Source organism: Bacillus sp. BC08 (assembly GCF_054326875.1).
In genome coordinates this window covers 75,470-96,372 of sequence record NZ_JBTGPA010000008.1, presented here as the reverse complement: position 1 = coordinate 96,372, position 20,903 = coordinate 75,470, and the positions used below count along the sequence as shown (strand labels likewise).

Sequence of the window (20,903 nt, the reverse complement as noted above, 5' to 3'; positions counted from 1 at the left end):
ACTCTCTTTTCTACAAAAACAAATTTACATAAATCGTATCATTCTTTCTTGTAAAAATAATAGGAGATATCTCATACTAAACAGGAGGTGAAAACATGAAAGTCAGCAAAAATAACGAAGAAATCTCTCATTACGTGCAAACTTACAACTTCCATACTCTTTTTTCTTTTGATGTCTTACCATATGCTGAACTGCATTCCTTTCAAAAGAAAGAAAGGATATGTAATGAAGGCGTTGATGTTCCTTATCTTTATTACTTAATTTCTGGGAAAGCGAAAATATATATGAGTCACAAAAATGGGAGGATCTCCTTAATTAACTTTATTCAAGCACCTTCGTTCATTGGAGAATTAGGGTTAATCGGTGTTGAATCTGTTACGAAAACGGTAGAAGTAATTGAAGATTGTATGTGCTTAGCGCTTCCTCTTAAAGATTGTCAGCATCTTTTGTTGCAAGATGCTACCTTTCTACAGAAACTATGTAAGTTTATCGGTGAAAAAACAATTATTCGAACCGAAAGTTACGCCAAAAACAATAGTTATCCGTTCGAAAACCGTTTAGCAGCATTTATTCTATTAACAGAACAAAATAACAGTTATATAGAAAAACATACCGAGGTCTCGGAATATTTAAATGTCAGCTACCGCCATCTTTTATATGTATTAAACCAGTTTTGCCAAAAAAATTACTTAAAAAAAGATGGAAGAACCTATTACATACAAGATCGAATTCAATTAGAAAAACTGGCTGACGAACTTAAAATATAAAAAAGTAGCATTAACAGATAAACGTTAATGCTACTTTTTTCGAGTGACGATTCTATTTTCAATTAAAATTTGCTTGCTACTTTAGCTGCTTCTTCAAGACCCGCTGTAATGATCTCTTCTGCTTTATCTGGGAATTGATTATGTCCTTCAATAACTACTGTTTCCATATTTGTTGCACCGAAGAAGCCCATCATGCTTGCTACATATTTAACAGCCATTTCTACTTCAGCTGCTGGACCTTCAGAATATACGCCGCCGCGTGCATTTAATAATGCAATCTTCTTATCTCCAATAAGACCAACTGGACCTTCTGGCGTATATTTGAACGTTTTACCAGCTCGGTTTAAATAATCAATATATGTGTGTAGCACTGCTGGAATTGTTAAGTTCCATAATGGGAAACCGAAAACGACTTTATCAGCTTCTAGAAATTGATTTAAATACTTATCAGCAACTGCTACTGCTTTTGCTTCCTCTTCCGTTAAGTCAAATCCTTTACCTGCTTTGAATGTACCGTTAATCATATCGACGCCTACATATGGTAGTTCTTCTTTATATAAATCAAGTTCTACTACTGTATCATTTGGATGTGCTTCTTTATAATTTGCTAAAAATGCCTCGTATAATTTCACACTAACTGCTTGTTCCGCTGGGCGGTTGTTTGCTTTTACAAATAAAACTGTTGCCATTGTTTCTTCCTCCTAATATGCACTTTTATGCTGTTATATGCTTTCAAAAAAGGTATCCCTTGTAATTGTTGTTTTGTTGCTTACAAACATATCTTATCTTTATATCAAGATAATTTCGTCCTCACATAGACGTATTTTTCCATAAAAAAAGTCCACCTCCTAAAGGCGAACTAGGTCTTACGACTTTTGTCTTATACAATCCCATTTTTCACTGCATATAATGCTGCTTGCGTACGATCAGATAAATTCAACTTACTCAAAATACTACTCACATGAGCTTTCACCGTTTTTTCTGTAATAACTAAAACAGAAGCGATTTCCTTATTACTCATCCCTTTCGCTAATAGCTGCAACACTTCATTTTCTCTCGCTGTTAGCACATCCACTTGAATAGAAGGTTCTTCTTCTTTTTCTTCCACAGGTAACGTTTGGGAGAGAAGAGCATTTGCTATATCTGGATGTAATTGAATATTACCTTTATACGCGCTTCGAATCGCTTCAACAAGTTGATCGGGTTCTACATCTTTTAAGATATAGCCGCTTGCTCCCGCCCTTAATGCCGGTAAAACATGCGCCTGATCAGAAAAGCTAGTTAATACAATTACTTTCACATTTGGATATTCTTTTTTAATACACGCCGTCGCCTCAACACCATCCATTTCGGGCATATATAAATCCATTAGTACAACATCAGGATTTGTCTCCCCTACTTTCACTAATGCCTCTTTCCCATTACTTGCTTCTCCAACTAACTCTAAATCTTCCTGTGTACTTAAGAAAAATGCTAATCCTTTTAAAACAACTGTATGATCATCAACTAACAATACTTTTATTTTCACGAACTTCCCTCATTTTCACATCATAATGGTACGTTTATTTTTACACTTGTTCTTTTCTTATCACTTACAATTTTAATCGTTCCACCAACTAGTTCTACTCTTTCACGCATCGTAGTCATGCCAAGTGATTTCTTTTCTTTTATATCCTTTTCTACAAAGCCGTTTCCTTGATCGACTATTTCTAATGATACATTCTTCTCCGTCACTTTGAAATAAATCGTCGCTTCTCTAACATTCGCATGTTTACTTACGTTATTTAAAGCTTCTTGTCCAATTCTCCATAGCGCTTCCTCTACTACGCGCGGCAAATCACGGACACCTGTAACTTGTTCCCGGATTTTCAACCCCAAACTTTCACCATATTGCTTTAAGGCTGGTAATAATCCTTTTTCTAAACCAGCTGGACGTAATTGCCAAATTAACGTCCTCATTTCCTTTAAAGCACCTTGCGATAACTCACGTATCTCATGCAAAGACTGATCTACCTTTTCATTTTTTCCTTTTAAGACAGCTTCGGCACCCTTCGTCATAAAGGTTAAAGAAAATAGCTTTTGTGAGACGGAGTCATGTAAATCTCTTGCTAATCGGTTTCTTTCTTCCATTCGTACAAGTTCGCGTCTTTGCTCATTTAATCTTATATTTTCTATCACGAAGGAAATATGATTTGTTATCGCTTGAAGTACATCTATTGTATTCACATCAAATTCACCATTATTTGAACTAACACATAAAACACCAAATATATGACTTTGAATCTGTATTGGTGTAGCAATAACCGCCCTATTAGAGGCTACCTTATGGCTAATTTGATGGTTTAATAAAATAGGTTCCCCTTTTTCTAACGCTTCTTTCGCTGCCTCTTTTATATCCTCTTGTAATTCTTCCTCGCAATAAGATGCCCGCAGGGATATTTCTTTCTCTTCCCTAATAAAAAATGCGACTTGATTCCACTGAAACACTTCACCTAATTGATTTACAACTTTTTCAGGCAATATATTAAATTGATGAATCGTTCTTAAAACTTGAATGAACCGTTCTAATTTCACATAATAATGCGCTCTTCGCTTCTCATTTTCATATAACTTCGCTCGTTTTAAAGCCGTTCCAATTTGGAAAGCAACTGATTGAAGCAATACTAATTCTTCTTCTGAAAAATGTGTTTTGCCTGGGCTTGCCACATTTAACAATCCAAATTTTTCTCCTCCAGCCTTTAAAGGAACCGTAGCATGATGAAGAATACCTTCCGTATCGCCCCAATTATATTCAATTGCGTTATTAATTCTTTTACATTCAATAATATTAACAGCTCGCTCTAATTTTCCATCCACAAAACCACGTAAACACCAACATTCCCCTTCACACATCGGGCGTTTGTTTTCATATGTAAGTGCATCTGGCAACTGGTAATCGATTAATTTCGTATATCTTCCATTTTCATCTGCAAGAAAAATCCATCCTGTCATTAAACCTGTTACACTAAGTAATTTTTCTAACACTGCTTGCAATACATGATATGTATCATTTGATGTATTTAGCGTCTCTGCAATCTCTTTTAATATAACTAGTTCATTTGTACGATTCTCTTGAAACATAACTCGTCTCCTACATACAAGATTTTAAATAGCCCCTAAAATAAATCATCTACTTTTCACTTTGTACTTATTCGTAACATTGATATAATGGTGAAAACATAGTTTTCATTATATCACTTGAGGGGGCTTTCATAATGACATTAAATAAAGCACTTACTATCGCTGGTTCTGACACAAGTGGCGGTGCTGGTATACAAGCAGATTTAAAAACATTCCAAGAACTTGGTGTATACGGAATGACATCTCTTACGACAATCGTAACGATGAATCCACATAACGGTTGGGCACATAACGTATTCCCAATCCCAGCTTCTACATTAAAACCACAATTAGAAACGACAATTGAAGGTGTTGGCGTAGATGCTTTAAAAACAGGTATGCTCGGATCAGTAGAAATTATTGAAATGGTTGCAGAAACAATCGAAAAACATAATTTCAAAAATGTAGTAGTTGATCCTGTTATGGTATGTAAAGGTGCTGATGAAGCATTACATCCTGAAACAAATGATTGCTTACGTGACGTTCTAGTTCCAAAAGCATTAGTTGTAACACCAAACTTATTTGAAGCTTACCAATTAAGTGGCGTAAAAATTAATTCTCTTGAAGACATGAAAGAAGCAGCGAAAAAAATCCACGCTTTAGGTGCGAAATACGTCCTAATTAAAGGCGGTAGCAAGCTTGGCACAGAAACTGCAATCGACGTCCTATATGACGGAGAAACATTCGATCTTCTAGAATCAGAAAAAATTGATACGACAAATACACACGGCGCAGGTTGTACATATTCTGCTGCAATTACAGCAGAACTTGCAAAAGGAAAACCTGTGAAAGAAGCAGTAAAAACTGCTAAAGAATTTATCACAGCTGCTATCCGTTATTCATTCAAGATCAACGAATACGTAGGTCCAACACATCACGGTGCATATCGTAAATTCGTTGCATCAAAAGAACTTGTCTAACCTGTAAATGAAAACACCCACAGAGTTTATATATTCTCTCTGTGGGTGTTTTTTATAAACTCTTCTGGTCATCGTATCTTTAAGATGCAGAACTAACCTGATTTCTACCATTTCTTTTGGAATAGTATAATGCATCATCAGCAGCTTGAATAAATTGCTCTGGTGATTCTTCATACACTGAAATACCTACTGAAACTGTAATTTTTATTTTTGTTCCATTTAACAATTGGAATGGATGGTTTTCAACGACTGTACGTACTTGTTCTCCCATACTCATTCCATAAGCTAATCCCTTCTGTGGTATCAAAAGTGCGAACTCTTCCCCACCCTTTCGAAAAGCCAAATTTGGAAGCATTGAAACTTCTCGTAAAATATGTCCCATTTGTTTTAATACTTCATCTCCCGCAGGATGTCCATACGTATCATTTACACACTTAAAGTGATCAATATCTATAAGTAGTAAACAAAGTGAATCATTTTTCATACGCTTACTCCCAATATGACGATTCATCTCTAAATCAAACTGTCTTACGTTTCCTAAACCTGTCAATGCATCTATCGTTGCATATTGCTTCATCGTTTGAAATAACTCATTGGATTGCAATACATAATTTGCGCTTATAAATGTGATATATGCTGCAACACCACTACAAACCACATATAATGCTACTATAGACATATCCTTAAATAACATAGAAAGTGGCACTACTAAAATAGATAAACTATATACATTAAACCAGATCCATCTTGTAAATATAGAAGCTTTTATCCGCCAAATAAAAACAACTCCAACTCCTATTAATACAATACTATAACAAGCCAATTCAGAGGCTAAAGAATACTCGGTAAAAAATAATCGGGTAATTAAAATAATAGTAACTGTTATACTACTAGCTATCGGACCCCCGATTATAATTGCTAAAATAACAGCTAAATAACGTAGATCCAACATAATATCCTCAATATGTACACCAAAATGCATCAATAGTACACTTAATATTCCAGTCAGCATGCCTACTACACATTTCTGCCAAAGAGAAAATTCTTCTTTTAACGGCCTATCTCTTAAAATCTGACCTCCAACAAAAATAAAGGAAAGAATAATTGTTGTGTTTACAAATAAGTCCCTTAACATAAAATAATCTCCCTACTTTTCTATCTATCCCTTTCCTTATTTTATTGTATACGAGATACCTATAATTCCCAAAGCTTTTTATTTATTTTTTGCTGTTCCACGTGAAACAGCAAAAAATAAAAAAGGGCGAAAATTCGCCCTTTTCATTAACAACATCGTGATATCTTTCCGCCCTTTGCATTAAATCTAGCTTCTTGCGCTTCTGCAAAAAACTGTTTTTGACATACCACTTCTTCTTCTGGATGATGCTTTTTCATATGCTCTACATATGTTTCATAGCTTGGTACCCCAACGAGTAAACTAATAAAGTGTTTCCTTTTCCCCCATACTTTCCGTAGTCGTTTAAGCATAATAGTTCCTCGACTCACTTTCATCTCTAGGTATATATGGTGCCTCTTTTAGCGGCATTGGCTTATTTCTTAATACTTGAATCCAAATTCGAATTGCAGAAATTAATACAGCAATTACAACTATCATAAAAATCCCACAAAGCGCTGCATCAATATAATCATTGAAAATAATTTGTTTCATTTGAGCGACATTTTTAGCTGGTGCTAACACTTTCCCCTCATCTAATGCTCCTTGAAATACCTTTGCATGAGATAGAAATCCTATTTTAGGATTCTCATGAAATAGCTTTTGATAACCCGCCGTCATCGTTACAATAAGCAATCCAACAGTTGGAATAAGTGTCACCCAAACATATGCCTTTTTCCCCATTTTGAACAAAATTGTCGTTCCAAGTAATAATGCAATACCTGCTAACATTTGGTTTGCAATACCGAAAAGTGGCCATAATGTATTAATTCCACCAAGCGGATCTACTACCCCTTGATATAAGAAATAACCCCATCCTAATACACATAACGTTGTAGCTATTACATTCGCTAATGTAGAATCCGTTTTCCCAAATGGCTTATATACATGTCCTAAAATATCTTGAATCATAAATCGGCCTACACGCGTTCCAGCATCAATTGTTGTTAAAATGAATAATGCTTCAAAGAGGATTGCAAAATGATACCAAAAGGCCATCATGGCCGTTCCACCTATTACTTGTGAGAAAATATATGCCATACCTATCGCTAACGTCGGTGCGCCACCTGTACGTGATAAAATTGTTTGCTCTCCAACGTTTACAGCGAGATCTTTTAGTTCATTTGGTGTAATAGCAAATCCCCATGAGGAAATAACTTGAGCTGCCTGCGAGACATCCGTACCGATAAGTGCTGCGGGACTATTAATCGCAAAATAAGTTCCAGGTGTTAATACACAAGCTGCAATCATTGCCATCGCGGCTACAAATGACTCCATTAACATTGCTCCATAACCGATTGGTTGTGCGTGTCCCTCTTGTTCAATCATCTTTGGTGTCGTACCTGATGAAACGAGAGCATGGAATCCAGACACCGCACCACAAGCAATTGTAATAAATAAGAACGGGAATAAGTTTCCAGAGAAAACAGGACCTGTTCCATCGATAAATTTCGAAACTGCTGGCATTTGTAAATCTGGTGCTACAATTAAAATACCGATTGCTAATCCAACAATTGTTCCGACTTTTAAAAACGTGCTTAAATAATCACGTGGTGCTAAAAGCATCCAAACTGGTAATGCCGATGCGATAAACCCATATACAATAAGCATAATAGCAATCGTTTCTCCACTAAATGTGAACATACTTGCAAGTGTTGGATGTTCTGCTACATACTGTCCTCCAATAAGAGACAGTATAAGTAGAATAATTCCGATTACTGATCCTTCACCAACCCGTCCAGGCCTAATGTAGCGCATGTACACTCCCATTAAAATAGCGATAGGAATCGTTGCTGCTATCGTAAACATTCCCCATGGACTTCCTACAAGCGCCTTTACTACTACTAATGCTAATACCGCTAATAAAATAATCATAATGCCTAAAATCCCTATCATTGCAATAAGCCCTGTAACAGGACCAATCTCATCTTTAATCATTTCTCCTAAAGATTTGCCATTCCGTCTCATTGAAGCAAATAAAATTACAAAATCTTGCACAGCTCCAGCGACAACTACCCCAACGATAATCCATATTGTCCCTGGTAAATACCCCATTTGCGCCGCCAAAATCGGTCCTACTAAAGGACCTGCCCCAGCAATGGCTGCAAAATGATGTCCAAATAATACCCACTTATTTGTCGGAACATAATCTTTTCCATCGTTTAATGTATGGGCTGGCGTTTGCCGATTATTATCTAAACCGAATACCTTTCTCGCTATAAATCTACTATAAAAGCGGTAAGCAACTGCATACACACATACCGCAGCTACTAAGAGCCACACGGCATTAATAGTTTCACCTTGTGATAAAGCTATTACACCAAAAGCACCTGCTCCTACTGCTGCAATAACTCCCCAAAGTAAAATCGACTTCAATGTTTTCACATACAATCCCCCCAATACTATTGCTTAGTGGGATTGTACTAAATTTTCTGAATATTTTATTTGAATCCTCCTTATCATGAAGGATTTATAGTTTATCATGTTAAAAATTTCGCATTATCTACTATAATTCTATTTTATTTCTAAGTTTTTTCACGTAATTCCGACTAACTGGAATCGGTTGCTCATCATATTTATCTAAATACAAATTATATGTGCCATTATAATAAGGTTTTAGTTCTTGTACATATAACATATTAATTAAATAACTTTTATGTACGCGTAAGAAATCATATGCACTTAACTTATTTTCCAGCTCCTGAAGTGTATATGTTGAAATATACTGATTATTTGTTGTATAAATTGAAACCGTTTTGTTTTCCTTATTTTTGCTTATATATATAATATCTTCAGGGAAAATATATCTAATCCCCTCTTGACCTTCTATCGGTAGTTTTCGCAAATAACTCTTTGCTTTCTCGCCTTGCTCTTTACACATTCTATATAAAAGGAATTGCAAATCTTCCTCACGAAATGGGCGTAGTAAATAATAGAATGCTTGAAAACGAAATGCCGTAATCGACTCTTCTATATCTTCACCCATAAAAATCAATTTCGTATAATAATTTACTTCCCGTAGTAAACTCGCATATTCAAAACCAGTTCCATCTAATAATTTTGAATTCAAGAAAACAAAATCTGGTGTATGCTTTTTCATGATAAATAATGATTCTGTTCCCGTATTCGCTTCAAAACATTCTACATTCTTTATATTTTCAGTGAATTTTTCAGCTAAACCTCTTCGCTCTTCTGCTTCTTCCATGATCAGTAAAATTTTCATTTCTTCAACCACCTAATTCTTTTGTCCGTATGTCCTGTTGTATACATTCGCTTTTATAAGAAACATTCCCTTTTTCTTACTATACCATTATTTATCTAAAAAAACAGAAAAAAGGAAACCACAACGGTTCCCCCTGCCCTTTTATTCCATTATTTGTAGGCAGTAAAACTCACTGAATGCGAGGAAATGAAGGCGGAGTTTTACTGCCCCAAAAACATAATTGGTCCTAGCTAATAATCAGTGAGAGATAAACCCCTCACTGGTTAAAGTTTCACCTTATACTAGTTCCCGTTGCTTCGTTTCTTGCCCAAGTACAATTACAGCAACTACGCCAATTAAAATTGATCCACAGAAAATCGTAAATATTAGTGATAATGAAGCCTGTGAAGCAACTAAATACCCTACTAATAGCGGCCCAAGAATACCACCAATACGACCGAATGCTGCTGCCATCCCTGCACCTGTACCACGAATAACCGTTGGATACTGTTCCGGTGTATAAGCGTATAATGCACCCCAAGCACCTAAGTTAAAGAAGGATAGCAACATGCCTGCTACGATTAATACTGTTAATGACTCCGCCACTCCAAACAAGTAAGCACTACACGCTGTACCGATTAAATACGTAACTAAAACAAACTTACGGCCAAGTCGTTCAATAAACCAGGCCGCTGTGAAATATCCTGGCAATTGAGCTAACGTCATAATAAGTACGTACTGGAAACTTTTTATTAAACTAAATCCTTTTAATACCATTACACTAGGTAACCAAAGGAACATCCCGTAGTAAGAAAAGACAACAGAAAACCATAGAATCCATAACATAATTGTTGCCCTACGATATTCTCCCGACCAAACTGACTTTATATTTTCGATAACGGATGGTCTTTTTTCAACCTTTTGGAATCTCGGTGAATCCGGTAAATTCCATCTTAAATATAAAGCATATAGTGCCGGAACTGCGCTCAATACCATTGCAACTTCCCAACCATATTTCGGAATTACAAAATACGAGATAAGAGCTGCAATTAGCCATCCACCTGCCCAGAAGCTTTCTAATAGCACAACTATTTTGCCACGTTCATGTGCTTCAACACTCTCTGATACTAATGTAGAAGCAACTGGAAGCTCTCCGCCAAGCCCCATACCAATTAAGAATCGTAACACAAGGAACATCGCAAGTGTCGTCGTTAAAGCAGTTAAACCACTACCGATAGAAAATAGTAATAATGTAATAATAAAGACTGATTTCCGCCCTATTTTATCTGATAGTATCCCAAAAACGAGCGCCCCGACTGCCATACCAATTGAATTAACGCTGCCTATCCAGCCCATTTCTTGCGTACTTAATCCCCAATCTTTTTGCAATGCCACCATTACAAATGAAAGCATCCCAACATCCATTGCATCAAATAACCATCCAAGCCCCGCTATTCCAAGTAGCTTTCGCTTCGAAATTTCTTTCACCTTGCCCACAAGAAGTCCTCCTTACACAGCTGTCTTTACACATCATTTTACATGTGTGAATTGTATAAGTAAAATACTTTCGTTCAAAAAATTCTCCTTCATCATTCCCCAAAAGTAAAATACTTATCACACTATTTGAGGGCCGTAAGACTCCCTCCTCAAAATTCAGCTGTAGCAAAGAGATCAACTGCCGATAAACGCCCGATTGATGAGGGTTAACAATCAGTGGTGGATGAACAAAACCTCTCTTTATTAAAAATGGCCAAATAAAAAAAGTAGCGATATTCCGCTACTTTTTTGAACGCATGACTTCTTTTAAAAATTCCGCTAATACTAACTGACGGCGCCAACGCGTTGGATTACTACACAATCTATAAAACCACTCTAAGTTAATCGCTTGAATCCATTTCGGTGCACGTTTTACCTCTCCAGCCCATACGTCTAAACTTCCGCCCACTCCAACAGCCATCTTCGTTTCTAAACGATGCTTATTAGTTTGGATAAAGTTCTCTTGTCTCGGGAAACCAAGCGCAACAAGTAATAAATCTGGTTTTGCTTCTTGAATACGAGAAACGATATTCTCTTCTTCTTCTTGTTTAAAATACCCATCTTGTGTACCTACAATAGATACAGCTGAATATGTCTTCTTTAAATGATCTGCTGCAGCTTGTACAACATGCGGTTTTGCACCAAGTAAGAAAACAGATACCGGTTTCTTCTCCTCTGATAACTTTGCAAATAGATTACACATTAAATCAAAACCTGCTACACGTTCCTTTACAGGTGTACCTAACATTCCACTTGCCTTTACAACTCCAATACCATCAGGTGTAATTAAATCTGTATTTAATAATGTTTTATGGAATGCTTCATCCTTTTTTGCACACATAACAATTTCAGGATTTGCTGTTACTACCTGAAAAGTATGAGCTCGCTCCAATTCTAGTTGTCCCTTCAAATATTGGACTGTTTCATCCATTGTCATTGTAGAAAAAGGAACACCTAGAATATCAACCGTTTTTACTTCCATGATTAACTATCCTCTCTATTTCAGTAAAAGTTTTTTATATGCATTATAAGTATCTTCATACAAATTCTTTAGCGAGAAATGAGTAGATGCGTGATTATATAAACGATTTCCCATCTCTTCTAATTCACCATTCAACCATTTTTCATGAGCATCTTCTAATGCGTTTGCTAACAAATCTGCATCACCAATCGGTACAATCCATCCATACGTATCATCAACTATTAACTTTTTCATATCACCTACATTTGTTGCAATAGATGTTAAGCGCTGATTAGCCGCTTCTAATAAAACAAGAGGGAAGCTTTCGCTATAAGAGGTTAACAAATTAATGTGTGCAGATGCATATAATTCTTTTGAATCTGTACGAAAACCTAGAAACATCACCTTATCCTCTAAGCCCTTTTGTTTCACCATCTCTTTTAATTCTGCTTCTATAGGTCCATCACCAAGCAAAAGCACCTTTATATTTGGAATCTTAATTTTTTGTAATGCTTCAAATAAAATATCATGACCTTTAACAGGATGAAGACGCGCTACTTGAATGGCTGTAAATACTCCTTCATCGATGCCAAATTCACTTTTATCATAAGGTTTTGCTGGAGTACTATCATACTCAATCCCATTATAAACCGTACAAATTTTCTCTTCTGGTACACCTAGTTTTATTATGTTTCTCTTAAAGTTTTCCGTAATTGCAAAGAATAAATCTACCTTCCTGAAAGAACGTAAATTTAACTTTGTAAATACCCATCCTTTTAATCCCCTCTTCATAAAATCCAAAGTTGGATCACTGTGGACAGTCATTATCCATTTCGCTTTTATACCTTTTTTCAAGAGGGAGAGATAGAAATTTGCTCGTGCGCCATGTGTATGCACAATGTCAAATTGATTTTCATTAATAAATGCTTTTATTTTTGAAAGAATTGATAGGTCGTACCGAGATGATTGGGTAAAAACATGCACTTGAATACCAAGGTTTCTCGCCTCTTTAGCAATCGCACCTTCTTCAAATACCATTAATTCCACTTCTTCCTTTGAAAATTGAGATAAAAGTGAAATAATATGTGTTTTCCCCCCACCTTCTTCTGCACCAGCATTCATATGCAACACTTTCATTTCTTACATCCCCCATTTTTTCTTTTTATTTACTATAACAAAATAAAAGCTAACATATGCTAGCTTTTATTTTTCTATCATTCAATTTCCAAGTCAACTATTAAATATGCCATGATTAATACTAAGTAGAAGCTCACTCCAGGTGCAATTAAAATATGACCAGCGATGAATGAGATACCTAATCCAAGAAGTATCGCTGCAATCACCATTGCATATTTCACTGTGAATATTTGTCTAAATTTAGTAAATACACATACAATAAATTTAATACCAAAGTATAAGAATGGAATTACAAGTAAAATGAACCCTATGATTCCGAAAGAATAGAACCAATCATGGAAGTCACGTTCGATTAACTTCGGCTGTTCTTTATAATTACCAGCATAACCCATCCCTAATAACTTTTGAGACATTGGGGCTTCATTATAGAAATCTTTATACATCTGTTCAAATAATTGACGCCCACTAAAAATAAGAGCTTGTGTTTCTTCTTTTTTCTCCGCTACTTTTTCTTTTGCTTTCTCTTTTTCCTTTTCTTGCTCTGTCACAGGAGGTTTGTGCTCTTTAGCTTCCTCTTTCTTTTTCTCTTCCTTTTTCGCACTCTGTTCTTGTTCAATTAATTGGAAATGGTATCCCATATTTTTCATAAATGGTGAAAAAGGTGTATATGCCAATATGCCTACTAATACAGTTATTGCAAGAAAACCATTTAATAAATAGGCATTTTTCTTTCCATCTTTACGCTGTGTAAATGCTTGAATAAAGCACATAACAACTGCGATAGCCATTGACCCAAAGATTGCCCCTACGCCAACCTTTGTCCCAATTGCAAATAGTGAATAAACAACTAAAATTGAAGGAATCCAATAGTATGCTTTACCTATACTTTTTGTTTTTTCAATTGAATACAAAATAACAATTGGACACATGATGGCTAAAATAGATCCTAGCTCGTTACCTGCATAAAACCAACCGCGTGATCCCAACTTTACCCATTCATAACTATTATAATCTGTGCCAGTAGTAATCGAAGCTACCATCACTACCCCTATAATTAGCGATGCATACGTAATATAGTCACGCATTTTTGAATGACCTTTTTCTTTTAAAGACTTAAATACAAACACATAACAAGTAAGCATAACAAAAGGATATAAAGCTTTTGCTATAAACTTAATTTCCTCTGTAAGTACCATAGGATCTTTTGTAAGCTTATTATTGATCAATCCGATGGTAAAGATTATTCCTACTAAGATTATATACAATATATATTTTATATTTCCTTGTTTCTTCGTTTGAATTAAAATATATATCCCGCTTAGGAACATAACGAATAAGCGTGTAATAACTCCAATGGTCGTATCAATTTTTAAAACCATTATACAGAATGCCGTGAGCAAATCTAAAATTGGTTGCAACAAAATAAAGATTAATAGAAAATTTTCAAATTTATTACTTCTACTATTTTCGCTTAACATCTAGAACCTCCATAACTATTACCTAATTTCAATCTATACTGTTAATATTTTTTTCTTATCTCAAATATTTATTATAACATATATTTTTTAATTAAACGTCTCACATTTCTCCTAAACCTTACCTTATAGAAAAAAGCATATTTGCATTTTCAAGCGCTTTCTTTCCTCATTTTTTCTTTTTTTCTACATGTAAAGAAAATGCATTGTTATTTACATAACTTTAGTGTATATTTTTTCTCTGGAACATCTTTAGGAGGAAGGGATTACAGCAATGTTATTAATCGACATATTTACGTTTCTTGGCATTATCGCCGCTGCTATTTCTGGTACATTAGTTGGTTTAAAAAAAGATTTAGATTTATTCGGTGTCCTTTGTTTAGCTGTAGCCACTGCGCTCGGCGGCGGTATTATTCGTGATATTATGATCGGTAACCTGCCTCCTGTCGCATTTGTTAAACCCATTTACTTTTTCGTAAGTGTATTATCAGCATTATTTACTTGTATGTTTTTTGAGCGTATCAATAAACTGCAAGTCGTTATTATGCTTTCTGATGCTGTTGGCTTAGGTGTTTTTACAGCTATTGGTGCAAATGCGGCAATGTCACATCATGTTGACGCCTCATTTTTAGTTGTTTCAATGGGAGTCATTACAGGTATTGGAGGCGGTATTTTGCGTGACATTTGCGCTCAAGATATCCCCTACGTATTCCGAAAAGAGATTTACGCAATCGCTTCTATCTTAGGAGCAATTAGTTTCCTAATCACATATGCAATGGGGGCACACGTACTAGCTTTCTATGTTTGTTTATTAGTAACATTCATTATTCGTGTTGTCACTGTAATATATAATGTACATTTCCCCGTTTTCTTTAAAACACATGCTAAAATTAATAAAGGCCATTAAGAGAATTCTACATAGAATTCTCTTAATTTATATACTATTCTACACACTAATATAGAGTAATTGTATATAAAAATATATAATTATATTAGAACCAAAAATGAAAACGCTTTATACACAGGGGGAAGAACGATGCTTGGGGTTTTTAAAAAACATACAAATAAAACAAACACCAGTATACTTGAATTAAGTAAGGATCAAAAAATCACTTTTAACGTGCCTACTAATTCTGAACTGCAGATTCAAATGGATATGCTACATATTTCAAAAGAAGATTTACAAATCGTAAAGGTATTACAGCCCTTTATTTATGAAGAAATTGATTGGATTACAGAGAAATTCTATGCCAATATTACAAAACAACCTAATTTAATTACTATTATTGAACGTTATAGCTCTATTCCAAAACTAAAACAAACTTTAAAAACGCATATAAAAGAATTATTCAGCGGCGATATGCATGAAGATTTTATTGACCAACGCGTTAGAATTGCCAAAAGGCATGTACAAATTGGGTTACATAGAAAGTGGTATACAGCTGCTTATCAAGAATTATTCCGCTCTATCATGAAGATTTTAAAAACGAAAATTACAACAATTGACGATTTTTCTTATTCCATAAACGTAATAAATAAATTATTTACTCTTGAACAAGAACTTGTTATTGCAGCTTATGAATCTGAATATGAAAGAATGCAAAAAGAACTTGAGAAAGAAAAAGAAATAACAGCTATGACCATTACACATATTGCAACAGAATTAGCATCTGTATCTGAAAAAACGAGCGCTTCTATTCAACAGTTAACCGCTAAATCTGAAACTATTGTAGAAATTGCCAAAACAGGTACATCATTAGCTACAACATCAGAAGAAAAAGCGAATAAAGGGAAAGAACAATTAAATCAGCAAAATAAACGAATGGAATACATTCAAACAAACATGGAAACGATTATTACAGATACTCATGAACTTCTCGATATTTCTAACAAAATTAACGAGATTATAGATATTGTCAAATCAATTGCAGAGCAAACAAATTTGCTCGCACTAAATGCTGCTATTGAATCTGCACGTGCTGGGGAATTTGGCAAAGGTTTTTCTGTTGTAGCTGGAGAAATTCGCAAGTTATCAGAGCAAACGAAAGAATCCATATTCAACGTTACAAAGCTCGTTGAAAAAACAAATGAACAAATTATTCGTGTCTCTTCTTCAGTGAAACAGATTAGCTCCCTCGTATCTGAAGGAACGGATAGTATGTCTGCAACAGATCAATACTTCCAAGAGATTGTAAAAGACATGTCTAACTCGAAAGAACAGAATAAAAAAATTGAAAATGAGCTAGAAACCATTTCACAAGTAATGAAAGGAATTCAGGACGATTCCTCAAAAATGGCTCTAACAGCTGATAGTTTACAACTAGAACTGAATCGATAGGAGGAAGCTTATGCCAGTAGAGGTTCTTCATCTCTGCTGACTCTTATTCCTCATCTTCCATTCATACAAAAAAGAATCCAAACTGGATTCTTTTTATTTTCTGAAAAATATTTTTTGACAATACACATAACTCATATAAACACCAAAGCTTTGTAAAATAAACAAAGCTGGCACCATAAGGTTGTAATATGCCATATCTACTTGGAAGAGTCTTAGCAATACGTATCCGCTAATCAACAATAAGAACAACATATATCCTTCGTTTTGTTGTTTCTTAATAAGAAAGTGTAATAAAGCTATAGACATAAATAATGTTACCGCTATATATATAAGTTTTTCACATTTAAATAGAATAGAATGTATGCCCTCACCTGAGAATTGATTAATCACTGGCTTTAAAAGTTTAAATCTTTCTGCTTCAATCTCTTGTAGCTTTTGATTAATATGCTCTGTTACGCTTTGGTTCTTTGTTATTTTTTCCTCATTTTTACTTTTTCCAATTAAAACAGATTGTACATACGTCTCATTTGAAATTGTATATTGTGACATTCCCATTTTCTGAATTCCATAACTCACACCAAAATGAGCACTATAAAATAGAATAAGTATCCCTATCATCTTTAATAGTACTTTTTGCTTCATTGCTGATTGAAAGAGTTCAATTAACAACACATATACAGCAATAAAAATAGGAAGAAATAATCCCATTGGGAAAATCATATTACTGCATGCAAATAAAATTGATGAAAGTGCCCACATATAAGGATGATCTAAACCTTTATATAAAAGTATGTAGCAAGCCAAATAAAATAAAAATATTGCGAGCGATTCTGATGTTAATAAGGAACTCATAAATATATTCGGAATATATAAAGCGTAAAATACAGAAGCAATACGGCCGCATTCTTCTCCAAAAATCATTGCTGCAATACGATAAATGAAAAATGCAGTCCCTGTGCAAAATAAAATATTGAATAACTGCAATGCAAATACTGTATCACCAAATACACGAATAATAATTGATTCATAAATAATAAAAGGTAACTGCGCTATGTTCTCTACGTTATTACCAATTGCAATCTGTTTTGCAGACTCAAACATCGCTTTCATATCGCCAATTATCGGAACGTCTACAAATAGAACCATACTAAGTCTCACAATTATAGATGTACTTATAAGAAAAACAAGAAATTGTTTATCTGTAAAACGATACTGTAAAATTGATGCCACTAACAGCATGAGAATAACAAAAATAACCAATACAATTGTTACACTTGTTGTACTGTCGCCAAAAAATTGTTTACTTGTTTCAAACGCTGACCAACAACTATAAACAAAAAATGCGAGCATAGCACCAATCATTATTTTACTGAAAAAAGACGAAAAATTTGTTTGTATATGATTCATATGTCCATTGCACCTCTATTTCCATTCATAACAAAACGATTCTATCATGAATAGGTACACAGCTGATAGGGAATTTCTATGACAAATACAGGGTCCTAATTTTTTCACTTGCAATGTAAGCGAATCCTCTTTTACACTACACTTTATATAGTAATAAATTTTCTTTCAGTTACATGAATACAAATACAGAAGTTTTACTAACCCTCTTCTGGAATTCTTTACTTCATTAAATATCTATCGATTTTTATTTGTGCTCTACTTACAATACATGTCATTCTGATTGAAAACAGAAAATAGGGGCTGACCATATGGAAAAGAAATTCATGCGAGAATCCAAAGCAATTAAAACAACACGTGTTTTTCCGAATGATTTAAATAATCATCAAACACTTTTCGGAGGGAAATTATTAGCAGAAATTGATAGTATCGCTTCAATTGCAGCTGCAAGACATAGCCGTAAACATTGTGTAACGGCATCTATCGATTCTGTTGATTTCTTAACTCCCATTCACCAAGCGGATTCTGTTTGTTACGAAGCATTCGTATGTTATACAGGAAAATCTTCAATGGAAGTGTTCGTAAAAGTAATTGCAGAGAATTTATTAGCAGGCGAGCGTAGAATAGCTGCAACATGTTTCATCACATTCGTTGCATTAAAAGATGGAAAACCTTCATCTGTTCCACAAGTACTACCGGAAACTGAAGAAGAACATTGGCTACACACAACTGGTTCTGAGCGTGCAGAAAATAGAAAAAAAGGGCGTGTAAAAAGCAAAGAAATGGCTGAAGTTCTAACTTTAAGTAAGCCTTGGAGTATATAGACCTTCACCATTAAAACATCTTTTGAGCGAATAGCTAGAACATATTCGCTCATTTTTTATAAACAATTCCACACCTTCATACAACCATTACTCCTTTTCACACATATTATGTAATATTTTTATACATATCCATTCGCTATTAACTTCTTCTAAATTAATAAAATCTCATCTATCCTGCTATTTGCAGGTTATAAAACTCCCACCTCAAAATTCGGCTGGAGCAAGGACGTTAGGCAGGAACCCCGCTGCCCGTAAACGTCCGATTGGTGAGGGCTGATAATCAATAAGGAGATGAACAAAACCCCACGGATTAAAGTTTCACTTTATAATACGGTTCGATCCCATCAACAGTTGCTTTACAAAGTTTATGTAGGGTACACTTATACGGGTGGTCAACAAACAATTTAAGGATTTGTAAACAGTGTAGAAAACACCTTACACTTCATTATATTGAGAGAATTAACTCTAGTGAAAAAACCTTACTATGACATAGCAAGTATTTTAATGAAACTGGATTATTTTAATGGAAAGGTGAAATTATGCAGAAATCAATTGCTTCAAATATTTTTTACAAAATACTGCTCAACACGTTTAATATTATACTTCCAATTTTAGTTGGTCCTTACGCATATCGAACGTTAGGAGCAAATTCAATTGGAACCGTTAACCTTGCTGAAACTTTTTTCAATTACTTCTTCGTGTTCGCCGTATTTGGTGTATATCAATATGGTTTACGTGAAATTAGCTTAATTAAAAACGATAAAAAGAAAGTTTCTAAGTTATTTACAAGTCTCTATGTAATTAACTTCACAACTAGTATTTTGGCTTTATCAGGCTTTGTGCTCTTTAGTTATTTTGGATACGGACATGAAAGTCTATTTCCTGTTCTTCTTATTTTCGGTTTTAACTTTATATCTAATATGTTTTATGTGGAATGGTTCAATGAAGCATATGAAAATTATGACTTCATCACTAAAAAAACAGTTATCGTTCGATTAATCTATGTCGTACTTCTTTTCTCTTTCATTCATGGGGTCGACGATTACAAAACATATGCTGGTTTATTAGTATTATCGACATTTTTAAACCACTCTATTAGCTTTATATATGTGAAACGCCAAGTGAAATTTGATTTTTCCGATTTAACGATTATTCCTCATTTAAAACCGTTACTATTAGTCTTGATTTTTTCAAATGCTAATATTTTATATACTCAATTAGATCGTCTTGTTTTAGGGGTATATGTTGGAAAAGAAGAAGTTGCATATTACGTAATGGCTTTTCAAATTATGATGATTATTAATACACTTATGTTAAGTGTTGTACAAGTAACCGTTCCAAGACTGTCTTACTTATCAGGGAACGCATCTGAAATGGAATACGAATCATTATTAAACAAAATTTCAAAAGTATATTTCATTACCTTATTCCCCGCCTCAATTGGTTTAATGCTCATTGCTCATGGAGCTGTTGTTATTTACGGTGGACAACAATTTGCTGAGGCTGGTAATACATTAATTGTTTTCGCCTTCTATATGATTACAGTCGGTATTGAGTCCATTTTATCGAATCAAATTATTTATGTGAAAAAGAAAGAAAGCATTTTAGTGCGATTTTTATTCATTTGTGGATTTATCAACTTAGCATCCAATATTGCACTAATATACTTCCATGTACTTACACCAACAACCGCAATTTTCACAACAACAATTGCGAATTGTTTCTTAATCACATTTGAATATATTTATGTGAAAAAGAAATTAAAAGTGAATTATACGTTATTCGATATACAAAAACTTAAATATCTATTTTATTCACTGACATTTGTCCCGATAGCATTCGTTATTGATATGCTCGTATCTGGACAAATACTACAAGTTATCCTAGTAATAATGACGTGTGGATTAACATATGCTCTTATCCTCTTTATAACAAAGGATGAAATTCTCTTTTCACTACTTGAAAAGATACTAGCACGATTCAAAAAAGCTTAAACGCAATCTCTAAAA

18 protein-coding genes and 1 pseudogene are annotated in these 20,903 nt (G+C 34.4%); 7 read left to right on the top strand and 12 right to left on the bottom strand.

Annotation, left to right across the window (positions count from 1 at the left end; genetic code table 11):
* The first annotated feature begins 95 nt into the window (after positions 1 to 95).
* On the top strand, positions 96 to 767 hold the full coding sequence (locus tag ACXVYO_RS01340; RefSeq protein ID WP_458465843.1) for a transcriptional regulator YeiL: 672 nt from the start codon (positions 96 to 98) through the stop codon (positions 765 to 767).
* 62 nt (positions 768 to 829) lie between these two features.
* Here the strand turns inward: ACXVYO_RS01340 and ACXVYO_RS01335 are convergent, their stop codons facing one another.
* From ACXVYO_RS01335 to ACXVYO_RS01325, 3 genes are all read right to left on the bottom strand, one after another.
* On the bottom strand, positions 830 to 1,456 hold the full coding sequence (locus ACXVYO_RS01335; RefSeq protein ID WP_000246726.1) for an FMN-dependent NADH-azoreductase: 627 nt from the start codon (positions 1,454 to 1,456) through the stop codon (positions 830 to 832).
* A gap of 191 nt (positions 1,457 to 1,647) precedes the next feature.
* Entirely contained in the window at positions 1,648 to 2,295 is a 648-nt protein-coding gene (locus ACXVYO_RS01330; RefSeq protein ID WP_458465842.1) for a response regulator, read from the bottom strand.
* 20 nt (positions 2,296 to 2,315) lie between these two features.
* Entirely contained in the window at positions 2,316 to 3,887 is a 1,572-nt protein-coding gene (locus ACXVYO_RS01325; protein WP_458465841.1) for a sensor histidine kinase, read from the bottom strand.
* Between the two features lie 134 nt (positions 3,888 to 4,021).
* On the opposite strand from ACXVYO_RS01325, the gene pdxK reads away from it, so the two are divergent.
* Positions 4,022 to 4,846 (top strand): pyridoxine/pyridoxal/pyridoxamine kinase, encoded by an 825-nt coding sequence (pdxK, locus tag ACXVYO_RS01320; protein WP_458465840.1) that lies wholly within the window; start codon positions 4,022 to 4,024, stop codon positions 4,844 to 4,846.
* A gap of 79 nt (positions 4,847 to 4,925) precedes the next feature.
* On the opposite strand, the gene ACXVYO_RS01315 is transcribed toward pdxK, so the two are convergent.
* The 8 genes from ACXVYO_RS01315 to ACXVYO_RS01280 form a co-directional block, all read right to left on the bottom strand.
* Positions 4,926 to 5,981, bottom strand: coding sequence for a GGDEF domain-containing protein (locus tag ACXVYO_RS01315; protein WP_458465839.1), 1,056 nt, complete (start codon positions 5,979 to 5,981; stop codon positions 4,926 to 4,928).
* Between the two features lie 146 nt (positions 5,982 to 6,127).
* Positions 6,128 to 6,331, bottom strand: a complete 204-nt coding sequence (locus tag ACXVYO_RS01310; RefSeq protein ID WP_000919820.1) for a YbdD/YjiX family protein — start codon at positions 6,329 to 6,331, stop codon at positions 6,128 to 6,130.
* Positions 6,324 to 8,402: a carbon starvation protein CstA gene (gene cstA, locus ACXVYO_RS01305; protein ID WP_061680083.1), complete on the bottom strand. Its 2,079-nt coding sequence runs from the start codon at positions 8,400 to 8,402 to the stop codon at positions 6,324 to 6,326. The genes ACXVYO_RS01310 and cstA overlap by 8 nt, the downstream gene beginning before the upstream one ends.
* Before the next feature lie 121 nt (positions 8,403 to 8,523).
* Positions 8,524 to 9,240 (bottom strand): LytR/AlgR family response regulator transcription factor, encoded by a 717-nt coding sequence (locus tag ACXVYO_RS01300; RefSeq protein ID WP_458465838.1) that lies wholly within the window; start codon positions 9,238 to 9,240, stop codon positions 8,524 to 8,526.
* A 276-nt stretch (positions 9,241 to 9,516) separates the two neighbouring features.
* Entirely contained in the window at positions 9,517 to 10,716 is a 1,200-nt protein-coding gene (locus tag ACXVYO_RS01295) for an MFS transporter (RefSeq protein ID WP_458465837.1), read from the bottom strand.
* A gap of 280 nt (positions 10,717 to 10,996) precedes the next feature.
* Positions 10,997 to 11,737 (bottom strand): WecB/TagA/CpsF family glycosyltransferase, encoded by a 741-nt coding sequence (locus ACXVYO_RS01290; RefSeq protein WP_458465836.1) that lies wholly within the window; start codon positions 11,735 to 11,737, stop codon positions 10,997 to 10,999.
* Between the two features lie 15 nt (positions 11,738 to 11,752).
* Positions 11,753 to 12,853 (bottom strand): glycosyltransferase family 4 protein, encoded by a 1,101-nt coding sequence (locus tag ACXVYO_RS01285; protein WP_458465835.1) that lies wholly within the window; start codon positions 12,851 to 12,853, stop codon positions 11,753 to 11,755.
* Between the two features lie 77 nt (positions 12,854 to 12,930).
* Entirely contained in the window at positions 12,931 to 14,331 is a 1,401-nt protein-coding gene (locus ACXVYO_RS01280) for an O-antigen ligase family protein (protein WP_458465834.1), read from the bottom strand.
* Between the two features lie 271 nt (positions 14,332 to 14,602).
* On the opposite strand from ACXVYO_RS01280, the gene ACXVYO_RS01275 reads away from it, so the two are divergent.
* The 3 genes and pseudogenes from ACXVYO_RS01275 (at position 14,603) to ACXVYO_RS01265 (ending at position 16,666) form a co-directional block, all read left to right on the top strand.
* Positions 14,603 to 15,235, top strand: coding sequence for a trimeric intracellular cation channel family protein (locus tag ACXVYO_RS01275; protein ID WP_000924376.1), 633 nt, complete (start codon positions 14,603 to 14,605; stop codon positions 15,233 to 15,235).
* Positions 15,236 to 15,364: 129 nt separating this feature from the next.
* Positions 15,365 to 15,862, top strand: a pseudogene (locus ACXVYO_RS01270) (protoglobin family protein); the annotation flags it as partial.
* Positions 15,863 to 15,925: 63 nt separating this feature from the next.
* On the top strand, positions 15,926 to 16,666 hold the full coding sequence (locus ACXVYO_RS01265) for a methyl-accepting chemotaxis protein (RefSeq protein WP_371915239.1): 741 nt from the start codon (positions 15,926 to 15,928) through the stop codon (positions 16,664 to 16,666).
* Positions 16,667 to 16,759: 93 nt separating this feature from the next.
* Here ACXVYO_RS01265 and ACXVYO_RS01260 read toward each other — a convergent pair whose 3' ends face one another.
* Positions 16,760 to 18,073, bottom strand: coding sequence for an ArnT family glycosyltransferase (locus tag ACXVYO_RS01260; RefSeq protein ID WP_458465833.1), 1,314 nt, complete (start codon positions 18,071 to 18,073; stop codon positions 16,760 to 16,762).
* Between the two features lie 308 nt (positions 18,074 to 18,381).
* On the opposite strand from ACXVYO_RS01260, the gene ACXVYO_RS01255 reads away from it, so the two are divergent.
* A complete protein-coding gene (locus tag ACXVYO_RS01255) occupies positions 18,382 to 18,894 on the top strand; it encodes an acyl-CoA thioesterase (protein ID WP_048560471.1) in 513 nt (170 codons plus the stop codon).
* A gap of 539 nt (positions 18,895 to 19,433) precedes the next feature.
* Complete coding sequence (locus ACXVYO_RS01250) at positions 19,434 to 20,888, top strand: oligosaccharide flippase family protein (RefSeq protein ID WP_458465832.1); 1,455 nt, start codon at positions 19,434 to 19,436, stop codon at positions 20,886 to 20,888.
* Positions 20,889 to 20,903: the final 15 nt, after the last annotated feature.

Excerpts from the sequence above, each read along its gene's own strand:
- ACXVYO_RS01340 (WP_458465843.1), top strand. The coding sequence starts at position 96 with ATGAAAGTCAGCAAAAATAACGAAGAAATCTCTCATTACGTGCAAACT.
- ACXVYO_RS01335 (WP_000246726.1), bottom strand. The coding sequence starts at position 1,456 with ATGGCAACAGTTTTATTTGTAAAAGCAAACAACCGCCCAGCGGAACAA.
- ACXVYO_RS01325 (WP_458465841.1), bottom strand. The coding sequence starts at position 3,887 with ATGTTTCAAGAGAATCGTACAAATGAACTAGTTATATTAAAAGAGATT.
- pdxK (WP_458465840.1), top strand. The coding sequence starts at position 4,022 with ATGACATTAAATAAAGCACTTACTATCGCTGGTTCTGACACAAGTGGC.
- ACXVYO_RS01315 (WP_458465839.1), bottom strand. The coding sequence starts at position 5,981 with ATGTTAAGGGACTTATTTGTAAACACAACAATTATTCTTTCCTTTATT.
- ACXVYO_RS01310 (WP_000919820.1), bottom strand. The coding sequence starts at position 6,331 with ATGCTTAAACGACTACGGAAAGTATGGGGGAAAAGGAAACACTTTATT.
- ACXVYO_RS01300 (WP_458465838.1), bottom strand. The coding sequence starts at position 9,240 with ATGAAAATTTTACTGATCATGGAAGAAGCAGAAGAGCGAAGAGGTTTA.
- ACXVYO_RS01290 (WP_458465836.1), bottom strand. The coding sequence starts at position 11,737 with ATGGAAGTAAAAACGGTTGATATTCTAGGTGTTCCTTTTTCTACAATG.
- ACXVYO_RS01285 (WP_458465835.1), bottom strand. The coding sequence starts at position 12,853 with ATGAAAGTGTTGCATATGAATGCTGGTGCAGAAGAAGGTGGGGGGAAA.
- ACXVYO_RS01280 (WP_458465834.1), bottom strand. The coding sequence starts at position 14,331 with ATGTTAAGCGAAAATAGTAGAAGTAATAAATTTGAAAATTTTCTATTA.
- ACXVYO_RS01275 (WP_000924376.1), top strand. The coding sequence starts at position 14,603 with ATGTTATTAATCGACATATTTACGTTTCTTGGCATTATCGCCGCTGCT.
- ACXVYO_RS01265 (WP_371915239.1), top strand. The coding sequence starts at position 15,926 with ATGCAAAAAGAACTTGAGAAAGAAAAAGAAATAACAGCTATGACCATT.
- ACXVYO_RS01260 (WP_458465833.1), bottom strand. The coding sequence starts at position 18,073 with ATGAATCATATACAAACAAATTTTTCGTCTTTTTTCAGTAAAATAATG.
- ACXVYO_RS01255 (WP_048560471.1), top strand. The coding sequence starts at position 18,382 with ATGGAAAAGAAATTCATGCGAGAATCCAAAGCAATTAAAACAACACGT.
- ACXVYO_RS01250 (WP_458465832.1), top strand. The coding sequence starts at position 19,434 with ATGCAGAAATCAATTGCTTCAAATATTTTTTACAAAATACTGCTCAAC.